We start from the raw sequence: 14,056 nt of genomic DNA, 5'->3' as shown, positions 1-14,056 counted from the left end.
GTGCGGCCGATTGCCGTAAATCAGTGACGGAAGTGGCGCATGCCGGTGAAGACCATTGCGATGCCGGCTTCGTCGGCAGCAGCAATGACTTCGGCATCGCGCATCGAACCGCCTGGCTGGATCACGGCAGTGATGCCTACCTTGGCTGCGTTGTCGATGCCGTCACGGAACGGGAAGAACGCATCCGACGCCATGACCGCGCCCTGCACCTGCAGGCCAGCATGCTCGGCCTTGATGGCAGCGATGCGCGCAGAGTTGACGCGGCTCATCTGGCCGGCGCCGACGCCGATGGTCTGGCGGTTCTTGGCGTAGACGATGGCGTTGGACTTGACGAACTTGGCCACTTTCCAGGCGAAGATCAGGTCATGGATTTCCTGTTCGGTCGGGGCGCGCTTGGTCACGACTTTCAGGTCGGCGTCGGTGATCATGCCGATGTCGCGGCTCTGTACCAGCAGGCCGCCGGTCACACGCTTGAAGTCCCAGGCTGCGGCACGTTCGGCCGACCACTCGCCGCAGGCCAGCAGGCGCACGTTGGCCTTGGCGGCCACCACGGCGCGAGCTTCTTCGCTGACGCTCGGGGCGATGATGACTTCGACGAACTGACGCTCGACGATGGCCTTGGCGGTTTCGCCGTCCAGCTCGCGGTTGAAGGCGATGATGCCGCCGAAGGCCGACTCGGTGTCGGTGGCGTAGGCCAGTTCGTAAGCCTGGCGGATACCGCCTTCAGGGCTGACGGCAACGCCGCACGGGTTGGCGTGCTTGACGATGACGCAGGCCGGCTTGACGAAGCTCTTCACGCATTCCAGCGCGGCGTCGGTGTCGGCCACATTGTTGTACGACAGCTCTTTGCCCTGCAGCTGGACGGACGTGGCGATGCCGGTCTCGGAAGGCTTGGCTTCGACATAGAACGCCGCGCTCTGGTGCGGGTTCTCGCCGTAGCGCATTTCCTGGGCCTTGACGAACTGGCTGTTGAAGGTGCGCGGGAATTCGCTGCGGCCTTCGGTGCTCAGGGTCTCGGCGGCCTGGTTCACGGTGCCCATGTAGTTGGCGATCATGCCGTCATAGGCTGCGGTGTGCTCGAACGCCTTGAGCATCAGGTCGAAGCGCTGGGCGTAGGTCAGGCCACCGGCCTTGAGGCTTTCCAGCACGTTCGCGTAGTCGCTGGCGTTGACCACGATGGCGACGTCTTTGTGGTTCTTGGCCGCGGAACGGACCATGGTCGGGCCGCCGATGTCGATGTTCTCGATGGCGGTCGGCAGGTCGCAACCCGGCTTGGAGATGGTGGCTTCGAACGGGTACAGGTTGACGGCGACCAGATCGATCGGCTTGATCCCGTGCTCCTGCATGATGGCGTCATCGGTGCCGCGACGGCCGAGGATGCCACCGTGGATTTTCGGGTGCAGGGTCTTGACCCGGCCGTCCATCATTTCCGCGAAGCCGGTGTAGTCGGCGACTTCGACCGCGGCGACGCCGTTGTCCTGGAGCAGCTTGAAGGTGCCGCCGGTAGACAGGATCTCGACGCCGAGCGTTTGCAGCTCACGGGCGAATTCGAGGATCCCGGTCTTGTCGGAAACGCTGATCAAGGCACGGCGGATCGGCAGGCGAGTAGTCTGGTCGGTCATTTCAGATTCCATAACGCGGTGGAGTCAGCAAAAAAGGCGACCTCACTGTGGGGATCGCCTTTTCTGGTTGGGATTCATGCTTACAGCAGGTCGTACTGCTTGAGTTTCTTGCGCAAGGTGCCTCGGTTCAGTCCAAGCAGCTCGCTGGCCTTGGTCTGGTTGCCCTTGACGTAGTTCATCACGCTTTCGAGCAGGGGCGCCTCGACTTCAGAGAGCACCAGGTTGTACACGTCCGTGACAGCAGCGCCTTCGAGGTGGGCGAAATAGTTGTGCAGCGCCTTTTCCACACTTCCGCGAAGGGTCTGTCCCTCTTCGCTGGGGGTATTGAGGTGCTGTTTCAGGTTGACGTTGTCGCTCACGGGCGTTGTTCCACTCACTAAAGTCTCGGTCATCATCGTCATGCGGCCACCCCTTGTCCGTCCTCTGTCTCAAGGCTCTGTTCACGTTCGCTGAAGAAAAGGCGAACGTCGGCGCATTGCGCGTGTGTGTCTTCCAAACGATTGAACCGGGCGCGAAACTCCTTGGCCCCCGGTAACGTTGCCAGGTACCAGCCAACGTGCTTGCGGGCGATTCGCACGCCCATCACATCGCCATAGAAGGCATGCAGCGCTGCCAGGTGCTCCAGCAGAATCCGTTCCACTTCCTCCAGCCCCGGCGCGGGCAGTGTTTCGCCTGTGCGCAGGTAGTGCTCGATCTCGCGAAAGAGCCATGGCCGGCCCTGGGCGGCGCGGCCGATCAACAGGCCGTCGACGCCGGTGCTGTCAAGCACGGTTCGGGCCTTCTGTGGCGACGTGATGTCGCCATTGGCGAAAACCGGGATCGACACCGCCTGCTTGATGGCAGCGATGGTGTCGTACTCGGCTTCGCCGGTGTACAGGTCGGCGCGGGTGCGGCCATGGACGGCCAGCGCCTGGATCCCGGCCTGCTCGGCGATCTTCGCCACGGTCAGGCCGTTCTTGTTCGCCCGGTCCCAGCCGGTGCGGATCTTCAGGGTCACCGGGACATCCACGGCGGCGACCACCGCGTGGAGAATCTCGCTGACCAATGCTTCATCCTTCAATAAAGCAGAGCCTGCGGCCTTGTTGCAGACTTTTTTTGCCGGGCAACCCATGTTGATGTCGATGATCTGGGCGCCCAGTTCGACATTGGCCCGGGCCGCCGCGGCGAGCATCTGCGCGTCGCCGCCGGCGATCTGTACCGAGCGCGGCTCGGGATCGCCTTCGTGGATCATGCGCAGGCGCGACTTTCGGCTGTTCCACAGGCTCATGTCGCTGCTGACCATTTCCGACACCACCAGGCCTGCGCCCATTCGTCGGCAGAGCTGACGAAAAGGCTGGTCCGTGACCCCGGCCATGGGGGCAAGGATCAGGTTGTTTTGCAGTGTGTATGGGCCGATGCGTACCGCCGACATAGGAGTTCCCTGTTGTGGGGCCGGATCATTAGAGTTCGAAAAAGGGTGGGCATGATACCCGCTCTCGATGACCGGATAAAGATGAATCTGGATAAAATCTGAACAACTCGGCCGCCGAAGCGGCCAGCTTCAAGTGGCAAGCGACAAGCGACAAGAGGAAGCAAGATCGCGTGCGATCGGCCCTTTCTTGCCGCTTTAAGCTTGCAACTTGCGGCTGCTTTACTCCGGGGAGCGGAAGCTGAGGCTGTAATTGACGGCCTTCGGGCCCGGATCGAGGATATCCAGGGCGATGTGGATCGGCGTCTGGCTGGGCATCTCGGCCTTGCCGGCCAGTTCGCCGCTGAGGTACTCGGCGGGTTTAAAGCGACGACTGGCGATCAGTTGTCCGTTGAGGTCGGCGAAGCGCAGTTCCAGTAGCGGGAACGGCTGGGAGAAGGGTGCGCGGTTGTAGATGATCGCGTCGACCACCAGTGCGCCCTTGAAGTCAGGATGGCTGCGCACCACCAGATTGCTGCTCTTGATCCGGGCGATGTCGACCTTGGACGGCACCTCGCAGCCCAGCGTCGGGCAGACCTGCTGAAACCACGGGCGGTACTGGTCCTGGCGGGCCAGTTCGTCGAAGTGATAGGCGATGTACTGGCCAGCCAACGCGGCGGCGGCCAGCAGAATCAGGAACAGCCACAGCAGACGCCGGCCCAGGTTGCTGCGCGGCTTCTGCCAGTCCAGTTGCAGCGGGTCGTCGACCAGATCGACCAGTGATTCCTTGCGTGCCGGACGGTCGGGCTCGGCGATGGCGCCGAGTTCCGGGTCGCGCCGCTCGCTCAGCGTGGGCTCGTCGTCGTGATCGTTGCGTTGGTCGAGGTCGTCGTCATCCCGGGCCGACAGACGGGTGCCGGCATCCGGCAGGTCGTCTTCGTCGTCCGCGATCACGTGGCTGCGCACGGGCGGGGTTTCTTCCGGCTCGGGCAGGTCCAGCGACAACGAAGGCTCGGTGCGGTCGCCCGGCGATGGCTGCTCGTCCGGCTCACGGGTTTCGAGTTGCAGTAGCGGTTCGTCCAGGGACGGCTCGTCCGGCTCGCGCTCCGACGCCGGGGTGCTGAACAGGCCAGCCTCCAGCAGATCGTCGTTGTTGGCATCGTCGCGCTTGGCGCTGAGGCTGTCATCCCGGCGCGGGGCCGCGTGGAAGTCGACGCTCGGCTGTATCTCGCGCTGCTCCAGGCGGGCCAGTTCGCGGTCCAGATCAAGGTGGTCGAGGTCCAGATCGACGTTGCTCCAGCTCTTCGCCGGCGGGGCCGGCGCCGGCTCGGGAGCGGGCGCAGGTTCTTCGATGGGAAGGGCGGGGGCTTCGACGGTTTCGACCGGCGCGACCGGCTCAGGCTCGACCACCTGCGGTTCATCGACGGGCGCGGCTGCGACCGGCGGTTGCTGGGCGGCGCTTTGCTCAAGCAACTGGCGGGCGGCGTTGAACACCTGCAGGCAGTTGCCGCAACGCACGACACCGCGGGCCACGCTCAGTTGATTGTGGCTGACGCGAAAGCTGGTCTGGCAATGCGGGCACTGGGTGACGAAACTGTCGGTCATGCGGCGATCCGGGGTGGGATGAGAACCAGTCTAGTGCAGTTAACGGCGGCGACCACTGATGCGTACCCAGCCATCGCGCTCGGCGATCGGGTCCAGGTCGAAGTCTGCGGCGTAGGCCGCGGCCACTTCCTGGCCTTGCTCGGCGAGGATGCCGGAGAGCGCCAGCAGGCCGCCCGGACGCACCAGACCGCTGAGTTGCGGCGCCAGCGAGACCAGCGGGCCGGCGAGGATGTTGGCCACCAGCACATCGGCCTGTTGGGCCGGCATGTGCTCGGGCAGGTACAGCTCGAAGTCTGCTTCGGCAACACCGTTGCGCCCGGCGTTGTCGCGCGAGGCTTCGAGGGCCTGCACGTCGATGTCGGTACCGACGGCGCGGCGAGCGCCCAGCAGCAGTGCGGCGATGGCGAGAATGCCGGAGCCGCAGCCGAAGTCCAGGACCTGGGTATCTTTCATGTCCTGACCGTCGAGCCATTCAAGGCACAGCGCGGTGGTCGGGTGGGTGCCGGTGCCGAACGCCAGGCCCGGATCCAGCAGCAGGTTGACCGCCCCAGGTTCCGGCGCGGCGTGCCAGCTCGGCACGATCCACAGGCGCTGGCCGAAACGCATTGGGTGGAAGTTGTCCATCCAGCTGCGTTCCCAGTCCTGGTCTTCGATGACTTCGGCATGGTGCTCGGGCAACTCGGCGCCGGTCAGCAGTTGCAGGTGGGCGAACACCGCTTCCGGCTCGGCGTCGGCTTCGAACAGCGCCAGCAGGTGGGTGTTGGACCACAGCGGGGTGGTGTTCAGGTCTGGCTCGAAGATCGGCTGGTCTTCGGCGTCCATGAAGGTCACGGAAACCGCGCCCACTTCCAGCAGGGCGTCTTCATAGGTTTCGGCCTGTTCCGGAGTGATGGCCAGACGAACTTGTAACCAGGGCATTGGGGTACCTTCACCAGGGTGGTTCAGCGTAGTGCTGTGAAAGCCGGGCAGTGTACGCCAGCTACGCCGCAAAGTGGATAACAGGCGGCGGGTGGCGTGGAACGATCGCGTCCTAACTATCTATCACCCGGCGCCTTTACCCCTGTCGCACGCTCGCTCCTTTCCTTCGTGAGGAGCCAGACAATGGAAAACAATCTGCAATCGTCTGCGGTGGCGGCAGCGTCGCTGGTGCAGGTGACCCGCTGGGCGACCTGGACCGAAGGTTTCTGGGCGGACCGGCTGACCTTCGCCGAAATCGCGGGTGATCACCTGAGGGTGCATCTGCGCACGTACTACCCGGAAGGTGATGTTGCGCCGTCGTTTCTTGAGGCGCTGTTCGAGGCGTTGCTGCAACGCCTGATTGATGGGCAGGTGGCCACTTACGACGGCAACCTGCGGGGGCCGCTGCGCTGGCCGCAAGCAGCGGACAGTGAAGCGGATGCCGAACCCTACGAGGTGCTGGTGCAGGTGATCGAGGGTGTCGCGGGCGGGGTGGTCGACGATTACCAGCGTGCGCTGCGGCAGCGCTGGGCGGCACGCCCGGACGACCTCGAGCCAACCTCGTCTGTCGGCAGTCTTTTCCTGCAACGGCTGGAGGCTCACTGCGCCAGCATTGATGCGCTGTTCTTGCTGGAGAGCCTGGAGCAACTGGATGCCGTGACGCTAGCGCAGCGTATCGAGGCGCTTGAGGAGCATTGGCAGACGTCGTTCGAGGCCGGCGACGGACTGCCCGATGCCGAGCGCTCGATGGTTCGGCGCCTGACCCGCTCCGCCTTCGGTGACTGGTTCGTCGCGCTGGGCGAGGCCGACCTTTCGATCTTGCGCGCGTTCCAGCAACGCAGCCTGTTTCTGGAGGGGCAAGTCCAGCACTTGCTGGATGGCGTCACCTCGCTGCACGCCTTTGCCCGGCAGGCGATCATCGACCACGCGCGCGCCACGCTGGGTATCGATATCGAGCCGGATCGCCTGCAGGTGGAAACCCGTGGCAACGCGGCGTCTTCTCCCGTGACCCGAGTTACTTCGCTGACGGCGCTGGTGGCCGAGGGCCCCTTTGCGCCGGGCCCGCAAAAAACCAGAACGCTACACCACGACCCCAAGGCGTCTCACGCGCCGCTCGGCCAGGAATTTCTGGATTTCTTGCTGCAAACCGTCGATCCGCGCGGGGAATACCGGGCGCGACTCAGCGAGCGCCATGGCAACCCTGAACTGACGGTGGCGCTCCTCGATCTCTACGATGCGCGCTTGCAGCAGAGCGCGTTTGTCGCGCGCTGCCGAGGGCACCTGAGCGCCGAGGGCCTGGAGCGGGTGCTGCGTATTCGGGAGTCCAACGGTGTCGGTGCGGTGGGGCCGGGCGAGAAGGTGGTCGGCGTTTCGTTGCTGCCGGATCTGCCGTTGGCGGATCTCCTGCTGTTTCATGTGCAAAAGGGCGATCAAGCACCCGAGTCGCTGGTGCTGTATGCGCCCGGCAAGCCCGATGGACAGGCGTGGATCGAACTGCCCTCCCTGCGGGCGGTGGCTATCGAACTGGGTGGCTGGCTGGGCGATGAAGCCGGGCGTGACTATCTGCTGGGGCTGGTCGATGGCGCTCAGCGGCAGCGGGCCGAGGCGTTTTTCAACAAGGTCGTAGAGCGTGCCGACCACTGGGATGTTCAACGCGATCATCGCCGTACACCGTTTGGCTACCGGGAGTCCTGCGAGGCGCTCGTTGCCTTGCGCAAGGCTCATGATCTTTCCCGTGTGGAAACGCAGGAGGCGCCCGCCTGGTTCGGTGCGTTGCCCCTGGCGCAGCGTCAGTTGATCGCCGGTCTCAACGAAGACCTGCACCTGCTCAACGATGCACTGCAGCAGGCCGTTGCCGGGCAGGAGACTTTTCAGGCGTTTGCCAAGCGTTCGATTGCGGCCGACATCGATGCGTATCTGCGCGGGCACCAGATGGAGGGCGAGGTTGATCCGCAAACCATATTGTTCGATTTCAAACCCGGCCTTGTCGATTCGACGCCCGGCATCACCCGCTCGCTGCTGGGTCTGGCGATGTATGGCTACGACGACAACTGGGGGCTGGATAACCCACACATGCCGGTCCGTTCCTCGGTCGGCCAGGACCTGAGCCAGCTGCGGGCAGCGGAGTTGGCGCCGTATCTGCGCGGGGCCTTTCTGGGGGATCGTTTCGTGCAGTCGATTCGCGCGGGGTTTCTCGATTCGTCAGAGCCGATCTACGCCGAGCGCCGGGAATTACGTCTGGCACTGGTGCAGGCAACGATGCGGCGGGATGTTCACGTCGCCCATGCCAAGGGCCGGCTCACGTCCGTGCAATTGCAACGCCTGGTGAGTGCTGTCGAGGGCCTTTCACGGCGCCAGCCTGCGCGGGAGCGCGGGGCCGCGGAGGACGTTGCGACCAGCAGCGGCGTGTTCAGGCTCGCGATCAATGGGCGGCAGGCCGTTGGCCTTTACGTGTTCCGGGAGGTCGATGGCGGCGTGGCGCAGGACTGGCTGTACACGCCGCAAGCGCCGGATGGCATCGTCCTGCGCGACTACGGGCGGTTTACCGGCGCCGGTCCTGGCGCCCTGCAGGATTACTTCCTGTCGCACCTGCGCTATGCCGACCGTCCGGCCGCTTCGCGGCGGCTCGCTCAATTGGCCAAGGGCGAGGCGGCGCGTGATGCGCTGCGTGAGGCGAGCCGCGTCGAAGACTTTCTCGACGAATACGACGATTACCTGCAGCGCCACATCGATGATGTCGAGGCCGTGACCACCAGCCGTCACGACGTTATCTCCGAGCTGGTCGCCAAGGGGCTGGTGTATGCTGCCCTGCCGTTGAGCCTGGTGTTTCCGCCGCTGGGGTTCGCCCTTGATGCGGTCTTTGTGGCGCTCGGTGCGAGCAAGGCGATTACCGCGCACCGCGACGATGATGCGGCGGGCGCCCTGCAACATTGGCTCGATGTTGCGCTGGGGCTGTGGGGCGTCGCGCTGCCGGGCGCTTGGGTGGCGGCCCGGAAAATACGACTTGGGGGCATCAGGTCGGGTGAGCATGTCGGGCGCGCGGGGTTCGACGTCCTGGATAAGCATCAGGCGCTGAAGAGCAACCCCGGAAACCTGCGCCGACTGGAGCAGGACGGCCTGCTGGGCGGCTTGTATCAAGACCCCTCAACCGGGCCTGACGGGGGACGGCTGCATATCCTCCACAAGGGCAAGTACTTCGAGGTGGTGACGGATCTGGATAACCGGACGCTGCGTCTGGTCGACCCGCGCTACCCGGCGGCACAGTACAAAATGCCGATTCGCCAGGATATTCGTGGGCGCTGGTCATTCAATCCTCAGGTCGGGCTTCGGGGTGGCGGCAACGATGTTCACAACCTGGGACAGATACGGCGTATCGCCGACGCATTCCCCGCGCGGACTCGCCCGCTGCCAGCCCGCGGGGCGCTTCAAGGCGAGGGTGTGATCGCGCGGTTTGATACGGGCGCGAGCGACAATTACCTGTACTCATTGAATGCCCAAAGCTGCGTGGTGGCGTGCCTGTATAACCCGACGACGCGGGCGGGCGCGGTGATCCACGTCGACCACAACATCCGCGCCCTGGTCGATGACGCCTTGTCCACCGCGCTGGCGCGCATAGGCCGCGGCGCGGGGCACGAGCCGGTCAGGGCCACGCTGGTAGGCGGCGATTGGTTGTCCGGTGGTGCGGATATCGGCGGGCCGCTCAGGTCGGCACTGCTGCGAAAGGGCATTCAGGCGGACTGGGACCACTGGTCCTATTCGTCGTGCATGGGCAACATTTACGGCGTGCGGCTCGATCTGGCCGAGGGCGCGACCACGGTGTTCACCACCACCCGCACGGCGGTGTACGAGGTGGTTGAGCCGATCCTGCGCGAGGCCCGCCAGGGCGGCAGGGGGATGATGGCCCGGCGTGGCCAGCGCTTTATGGCGCGCTTCCGTCAGGAACCGCTGGTGCAGCGCTCCGACGGTTCGGTACGTAATCTGGACGGCGCGCTGGCAAGCTCCGCCCTGGTCGATGCCCAGGCCTTGCTGCTGACCACACTGACCCGCTGAAAACGAAAAAGCCCCGCACGTATTCCGTGCGGGGCTTTTTCCATTCGACCGCTGGAGGCGGCTGGCTCGTTATTCCGAGGCCAGCTTGTGTTCCAGGTAGTGAATGTTGACGCCGCCCTTGCAGAAGGCTTCGTCACGTACCAGATCACGGTGCAGCGGGATGTTGGTCTTGATCCCGTCAACCACGATTTCGTCCAGAGCATTGCGCATGCGCGCCATGGCTTCGTCGCGGTCTTTGCCGTAGGTGATCAGCTTGCCGATCAGCGAATCGTAGTTCGGCGGTACGGTGTAGCCGCTGTACAGGTGCGAATCGACGCGAACGCCGTTGCCGCCTGGAGCGTGGAAGTGCTTGACCTTGCCTGGGCTCGGAATGAACTTCTTCGGGTCTTCGGCGTTGATCCGGCACTCCAGGGCGTGACCGCGGATAACCACGTCATCCTGGGTGAACGACAGCTTGTTGCCAGCGGCGATGCTGAGCATCTCCTTGACGATGTCGATGCCAGTGACCATCTCCGAAACCGGGTGCTCAACCTGCACGCGGGTGTTCATCTCGATGAAGTAGAAGCTACCGTTCTCGTAGAGGAACTCGAAGGTACCCGCGCCACGGTAGCCGATCTCGACGCACGCCTGGACGCAGCGGGCGAAGACTTCCTGACGGGCTTTTTCGTCGATGCCTGGAGCCGGCGCTTCTTCCAGTACTTTCTGGTGACGGCGCTGCAGGGAGCAGTCACGGTCGCCCAGGTGTACGGCGTTGCCCTGACCGTCGGAAAGAACCTGAACTTCCACGTGACGTGGGTTGGTCAGGAACTTCTCCAGGTAGACCATCGGGTTGCCGAACGCTGCACCGGCTTCGGTGCGGGTCAGTTTGGCCGAGGAAATCAGGTCTTCTTCCTTGTGCACAACGCGCATGCCGCGACCACCACCGCCACCGGCGGCCTTGATGATCACCGGGTAGCCAACCTCGCGGGCGATTGCCAGCGCGGTTTCTTCGTCTTCCGGCAGCGGGCCGTCGGAGCCCGGTACGGTCGGAACGCCGGCCTGGATCATGGCGTGCTTGGCCGATACCTTGTCGCCCATCAGGCGAATGGTGTCTGCTTTCGGGCCGATGAAGGCAAATCCGGATTTCTCGACCTGCTCGGCGAAGTCGGCGTTTTCCGCGAGGAAGCCATAGCCAGGGTGAATGGCGGTGGCGCCGGTCACTTCGGCCGCGGCGATGATCGCGGGGATGTGCAGGTAGGAATCCTTGGACGACGCCGGGCCAATGCACACGGACTCGTCAGCCAGGCCCAGGTGCATCAGCTCGCGGTCGGCCGTGGAGTGTACGGCGACGGTCTTGATGCCCAGTTCCTTGCAGGCTCGCAGGATACGCAGGGCAATTTCGCCGCGGTTGGCGATCAGAACTTTTTCCAACATCGCAGGCTCTCCGCGGTTCAAACGATGGTGAACAGAGGCTGGTCGTATTCAACCGGCTGGCCGTCTTCTACCAGAACGGCGTCAATGACACCGCCGATTTCGGCTTCGATGTGGTTCATCATTTTCATCGCTTCGACGATGCACAGGGTGTCGCCTTTCTTCACGCTCTGGCCGACTTCAACGAAGGCAGGCGAGGTTGGCGAACCTTTGCGGTAGAAGGTGCCGACCATTGGCGAGCGGATCACGGTGCCTTTCAGGGTTGGCGCGGCAGCGGCAGCTTCGGCGGCCGGAGCGGCGGCGACCGGAGCCGGTGCAGGAGCGGCGGCCATTGGAGCCGGCGCGTAGTACTGCTGGGCTGGAGTCTTGCTGTGGCGGCTGATGCGCACGGACTCTTCGCCTTCCTTGATTTCCAGCTCGTCGATGCCAGATTCTTCCAGCAGCTCGATCAGTTTCTTGACTTTACGAATATCCATTAATCATCAACTCCCAAGGTTCGGTCAGGGGCGTATGAACGTGATTCAAACGTTCTTGTAAGCCTGGCGATGGCCAGGCTCGCGTTATTCAGGATTTTGCGGCGGCGGCCAGTTGTTCCAGGGCGGATTCCAGGGCCAGTCGGTAACCGCTGGCGCCCAGACCGCAGATCACTCCCACGGCAACATCCGAAAAGTAGGAGTGGTGACGGAACGGCTCGCGCTTGTGCACGTTGGACAAGTGCACTTCGATGAATGGGATGCTCACCGCCAGCAATGCGTCACGTAATGCGACGCTGGTGTGAGTAAAAGCAGCCGGATTGATCAGGATGAAGTCCACGCCTTCGTTGCGCGCGGCGTGGATCCGGTCGATCAGTTCGTATTCGGCGTTGCTTTGCAGGTATTGCAGATGATGGCCGGCGGCGCGGGCACGCTGCTCCAGGTCCTGGTTGATCTGCGCCAGGGTCACGGCACCGTAGACACCGGGTTCGCGAGTCCCGAGCAGGTTCAGGTTGGGGCCGTGCAGCACCAGTAGTGTCGCCATCTGCGCATCCTTTGATTTTTGTCGGACATGAATACAAGCGCGGCGACTATGCCGCAAAGAGCCGAGCACTGTCCAGTTAACTGCAATAGCCAGCACGATGACCGAGATTCACGCAAAATATGTGACTATTTTGTTAAGTCCGGTCATTGGCCACCGTTTTTTTGCGGCCCCAGCAGTTATAGACGCAGATCGGCGCGGATGCGCTGCAAATGCTCGGCGAATTCGCCGGCGTTGGTCTCCCCGACCACCCTTGCCTCGGTTTTTTCGCTGCCGTTCGCTGCAAAGAACAACAGCGCGGGCGGGCCGAACAGTTGATAGCGATCCAGCAGGGCGCGTTGTTCGGCGCTGCTCTGGGTGATATCGAAGCGAACCAGTCGATATTCCTTGAGCAATGGCAGCACGTTCGGCGCATTCAGCACCTCATGCTCGATCACCTTGCAACTGATGCACCAGTCGGCGTACCAGTCCAGCACCAGCGGTTGGCCGGCGGCTTTCGCCTCGGCCAGCACCCGATCCAGTTCGGCGGGGCTGCTGATGGTTTGCCAGTTGTCGCTCGCGGTTGGCTGCGCGGTCACGGCGTTGCCGCTGACCGGAAGTGGTCGCAGCGGATCGCTCTGGCCGCTGAGGGCGCCATACCAACAGGCCAGGGCGTAGACCATCAGCACCAGACCGAGCAGTTGTGCCAGGCGCTGGCGCGGGGTTTTCGGGATGAACTCGAGGGCGCCGAGGAACAGCGCCACACCCGCGGCCAGCAAGCCCACCAGCAACAGCGTGATCTGGCCGGGCAAGACACGGCTGAGCAGGCCGATCGCCAGACCCAGCAACAGCACCCCGATGGCGTTTTTCACCGTGACCAGCCAAGGCCCGCTTTTCGGCAGCCAGGCCGCGCCGCCCGTCGCCACCAGCAGCAGCGGGGCACCCATGCCCAGGCCCAGGGCAAAGAGTTTCAGCGCACCGCCGACGGCGTCGCCGCTGGCGCTGATATAGAGCAGGGCGCCGGCCAGCGGTGCGGACACGCATGGCGAGACCAGCAGGCTGGAGACCACGCCAAGCACCGCCGCGCCCACCAGTGAGCCGCCTTTGGTATTCCCGGCGAGACGGTCCAGACGGTCGCTCACGGCTTGCGGCAGTTTCAATTCGAACAGGCCGAACATGGCCAGGGCAAACGCCACGAAGAACAGCGAGAACGGCACCAGCACCCAGACCGATTGCAGGCGTGCCTGCAGGTTGAGGCCGGCGCCGAACAGGCCCATCAAGGCGCCGAGCAGGGCGAAGCAGGCGGCCATCGGTAGCACGTAGGCCAGCGACAGCGCGAGGCCGCGCCAGCCGCCGACCTGACCGCGCAGCACCACGCCGGAGAGGATCGGCAGCATGGGCAGCACGCAGGGGGTGAAGGTCAGACCGACGCCGGCGAGGAAGAACAGAAGCAGGCCTTTCCAGTTGCTCTCGGTTGCGGCCGGGGCGCCACTGGCAACCGGTGTAGCCGCGCCGACGCCTTTGATGCTCAGGCGCTCGGTTTCCGGCGGATAACACAGGCCCTTGTCGGCGCAGCCCTGGTAGGTCACCAGCAGGGTGAACGGGCGTTTGTCGTCGGTGCGCGGCAGGTCGATATCGAGGATGCCGTGGTAGACCTCGACATCGCCGAAGAACTCATCGTGCTTGGCCTCGCCCTGCGGCAATTGGGCGCTGCCCAAAGCGATGTCGGCGGGTTCGGTGCGGAACTGGAAGCGGTGGCGGTAGAGGTAATAGCCCTCGCTGGCGACGAAACGCAGCTTGATTCCCTGGGCGTCGCCCTGGATCAGGTTGAGCTTGAAGGCTTCGCGCACCGGCAGGAAATCGGCGCTGTTGTTCAGGGAGGAAGCGCCCAGTGTGGCGCTGGGGCGGCTGTCGAACAGGCCGGTGGCCACGGCGGGCATAGCCAGGACCAGCAGCAGGAGGCAGAGCAGACGACGCATGATGGTCTCGCGGGTGCGGAGGTGGTCGCATGATAGCGGAGTCTGGGGATGGC

At 64.1% G+C, this 14,056-nt stretch carries 10 protein-coding genes; 1 reads left to right on the top strand and 9 read right to left on the bottom strand.

Features of this window, described 5'->3' with window-relative positions:
* Positions 1-20 precede the first annotated feature (20 nt).
* From purH to prmA, 5 genes are all read right to left on the bottom strand, one after another.
* A complete protein-coding gene (gene purH / locus HWV67_RS26215) occupies positions 21-1,622 on the bottom strand; it encodes a bifunctional phosphoribosylaminoimidazolecarboxamide formyltransferase/IMP cyclohydrolase (RefSeq protein ID WP_175653360.1) in 1,602 nt (533 codons plus the stop codon).
* Positions 1,623-1,702: 80 nt separating this feature from the next.
* The gene (fis, locus tag HWV67_RS26210; protein WP_003186237.1) at positions 1,703-2,023 is read right to left on the bottom strand and encodes a DNA-binding transcriptional regulator Fis; all 321 of its coding nucleotides are present in this window, start codon (positions 2,021-2,023) and stop codon (positions 1,703-1,705) included.
* The gene (gene dusB, locus HWV67_RS26205; RefSeq protein WP_095156033.1) at positions 2,020-3,033 is read right to left on the bottom strand and encodes a tRNA dihydrouridine synthase DusB; all 1,014 of its coding nucleotides are present in this window, start codon (positions 3,031-3,033) and stop codon (positions 2,020-2,022) included. Before dusB ends, fis begins: the two co-directional genes overlap by 4 nt.
* Before the next feature lie 219 nt (positions 3,034-3,252).
* A complete protein-coding gene (locus tag HWV67_RS26200) occupies positions 3,253-4,614 on the bottom strand; it encodes a DUF3426 domain-containing protein (protein WP_175653359.1) in 1,362 nt (453 codons plus the stop codon).
* A 39-nt stretch (positions 4,615-4,653) separates the two neighbouring features.
* The gene (prmA, locus tag HWV67_RS26195) at positions 4,654-5,532 is read right to left on the bottom strand and encodes a 50S ribosomal protein L11 methyltransferase (RefSeq protein ID WP_110971368.1); all 879 of its coding nucleotides are present in this window, start codon (positions 5,530-5,532) and stop codon (positions 4,654-4,656) included.
* 183 nt (positions 5,533-5,715) lie between these two features.
* On the opposite strand from prmA, the gene HWV67_RS26190 reads away from it, so the two are divergent.
* Complete coding sequence (locus HWV67_RS26190; RefSeq protein ID WP_175653358.1) at positions 5,716-9,621, top strand: dermonecrotic toxin domain-containing protein; 3,906 nt, start codon at positions 5,716-5,718, stop codon at positions 9,619-9,621.
* 69 nt (positions 9,622-9,690) lie between these two features.
* Here HWV67_RS26190 and accC read toward each other — a convergent pair whose 3' ends face one another.
* From accC to HWV67_RS26170, 4 genes are all read right to left on the bottom strand, one after another.
* Positions 9,691-11,034 carry an acetyl-CoA carboxylase biotin carboxylase subunit gene (gene accC, locus HWV67_RS26185; protein WP_095156037.1) on the bottom strand — a complete coding sequence of 448 codons (1,344 nt, stop codon included), beginning with the start codon at positions 11,032-11,034 and terminating at the stop codon, positions 9,691-9,693.
* A 17-nt stretch (positions 11,035-11,051) separates the two neighbouring features.
* Positions 11,052-11,507 carry an acetyl-CoA carboxylase biotin carboxyl carrier protein gene (gene accB, locus HWV67_RS26180; RefSeq protein ID WP_175653357.1) on the bottom strand — a complete coding sequence of 152 codons (456 nt, stop codon included), beginning with the start codon at positions 11,505-11,507 and terminating at the stop codon, positions 11,052-11,054.
* Positions 11,508-11,595: 88 nt separating this feature from the next.
* Complete coding sequence (gene aroQ / locus HWV67_RS26175) at positions 11,596-12,048, bottom strand: type II 3-dehydroquinate dehydratase (protein ID WP_095156039.1); 453 nt, start codon at positions 12,046-12,048, stop codon at positions 11,596-11,598.
* 176 nt (positions 12,049-12,224) lie between these two features.
* Entirely contained in the window at positions 12,225-14,003 is a 1,779-nt protein-coding gene (locus HWV67_RS26170; RefSeq protein WP_175653356.1) for a protein-disulfide reductase DsbD, read from the bottom strand.
* Positions 14,004-14,056 lie beyond the last annotated feature (53 nt).

Origin of the sequence: Pseudomonas sp. Marseille-P9899 (genome assembly GCF_903166565.1) — a bacterium.
Lineage (GTDB): Bacteria > Pseudomonadota > Gammaproteobacteria > Pseudomonadales > Pseudomonadaceae > Aquipseudomonas > Aquipseudomonas huaxiensis.
The sequence above is the reverse complement of the archived record's forward strand: the minus strand, read 5'-3'. Positions and strand labels throughout refer to the sequence as shown.

Coding starts and splice junctions, on each gene's coding strand:
- fis (WP_003186237.1), bottom strand. CDS start 2,023: ATGACGATGATGACCGAGACTTTAGTGAGTGGAACAACGCCCGTGAGC.
- accB (WP_175653357.1), bottom strand. CDS start 11,507: ATGGATATTCGTAAAGTCAAGAAACTGATCGAGCTGCTGGAAGAATCT.
- dusB (WP_095156033.1), bottom strand. CDS start 3,033: ATGTCGGCGGTACGCATCGGCCCATACACACTGCAAAACAACCTGATC.
- purH (WP_175653360.1), bottom strand. CDS start 1,622: ATGACCGACCAGACTACTCGCCTGCCGATCCGCCGTGCCTTGATCAGC.
- HWV67_RS26190 (WP_175653358.1), top strand. CDS start 5,716: ATGGAAAACAATCTGCAATCGTCTGCGGTGGCGGCAGCGTCGCTGGTG.
- aroQ (WP_095156039.1), bottom strand. CDS start 12,048: ATGGCGACACTACTGGTGCTGCACGGCCCCAACCTGAACCTGCTCGGG.
- HWV67_RS26170 (WP_175653356.1), bottom strand. CDS start 14,003: ATGCGTCGTCTGCTCTGCCTCCTGCTGCTGGTCCTGGCTATGCCCGCC.
- HWV67_RS26200 (WP_175653359.1), bottom strand. CDS start 4,614: ATGACCGACAGTTTCGTCACCCAGTGCCCGCATTGCCAGACCAGCTTT.
- accC (WP_095156037.1), bottom strand. CDS start 11,034: ATGTTGGAAAAAGTTCTGATCGCCAACCGCGGCGAAATTGCCCTGCGT.
- prmA (WP_110971368.1), bottom strand. CDS start 5,532: ATGCCCTGGTTACAAGTTCGTCTGGCCATCACTCCGGAACAGGCCGAA.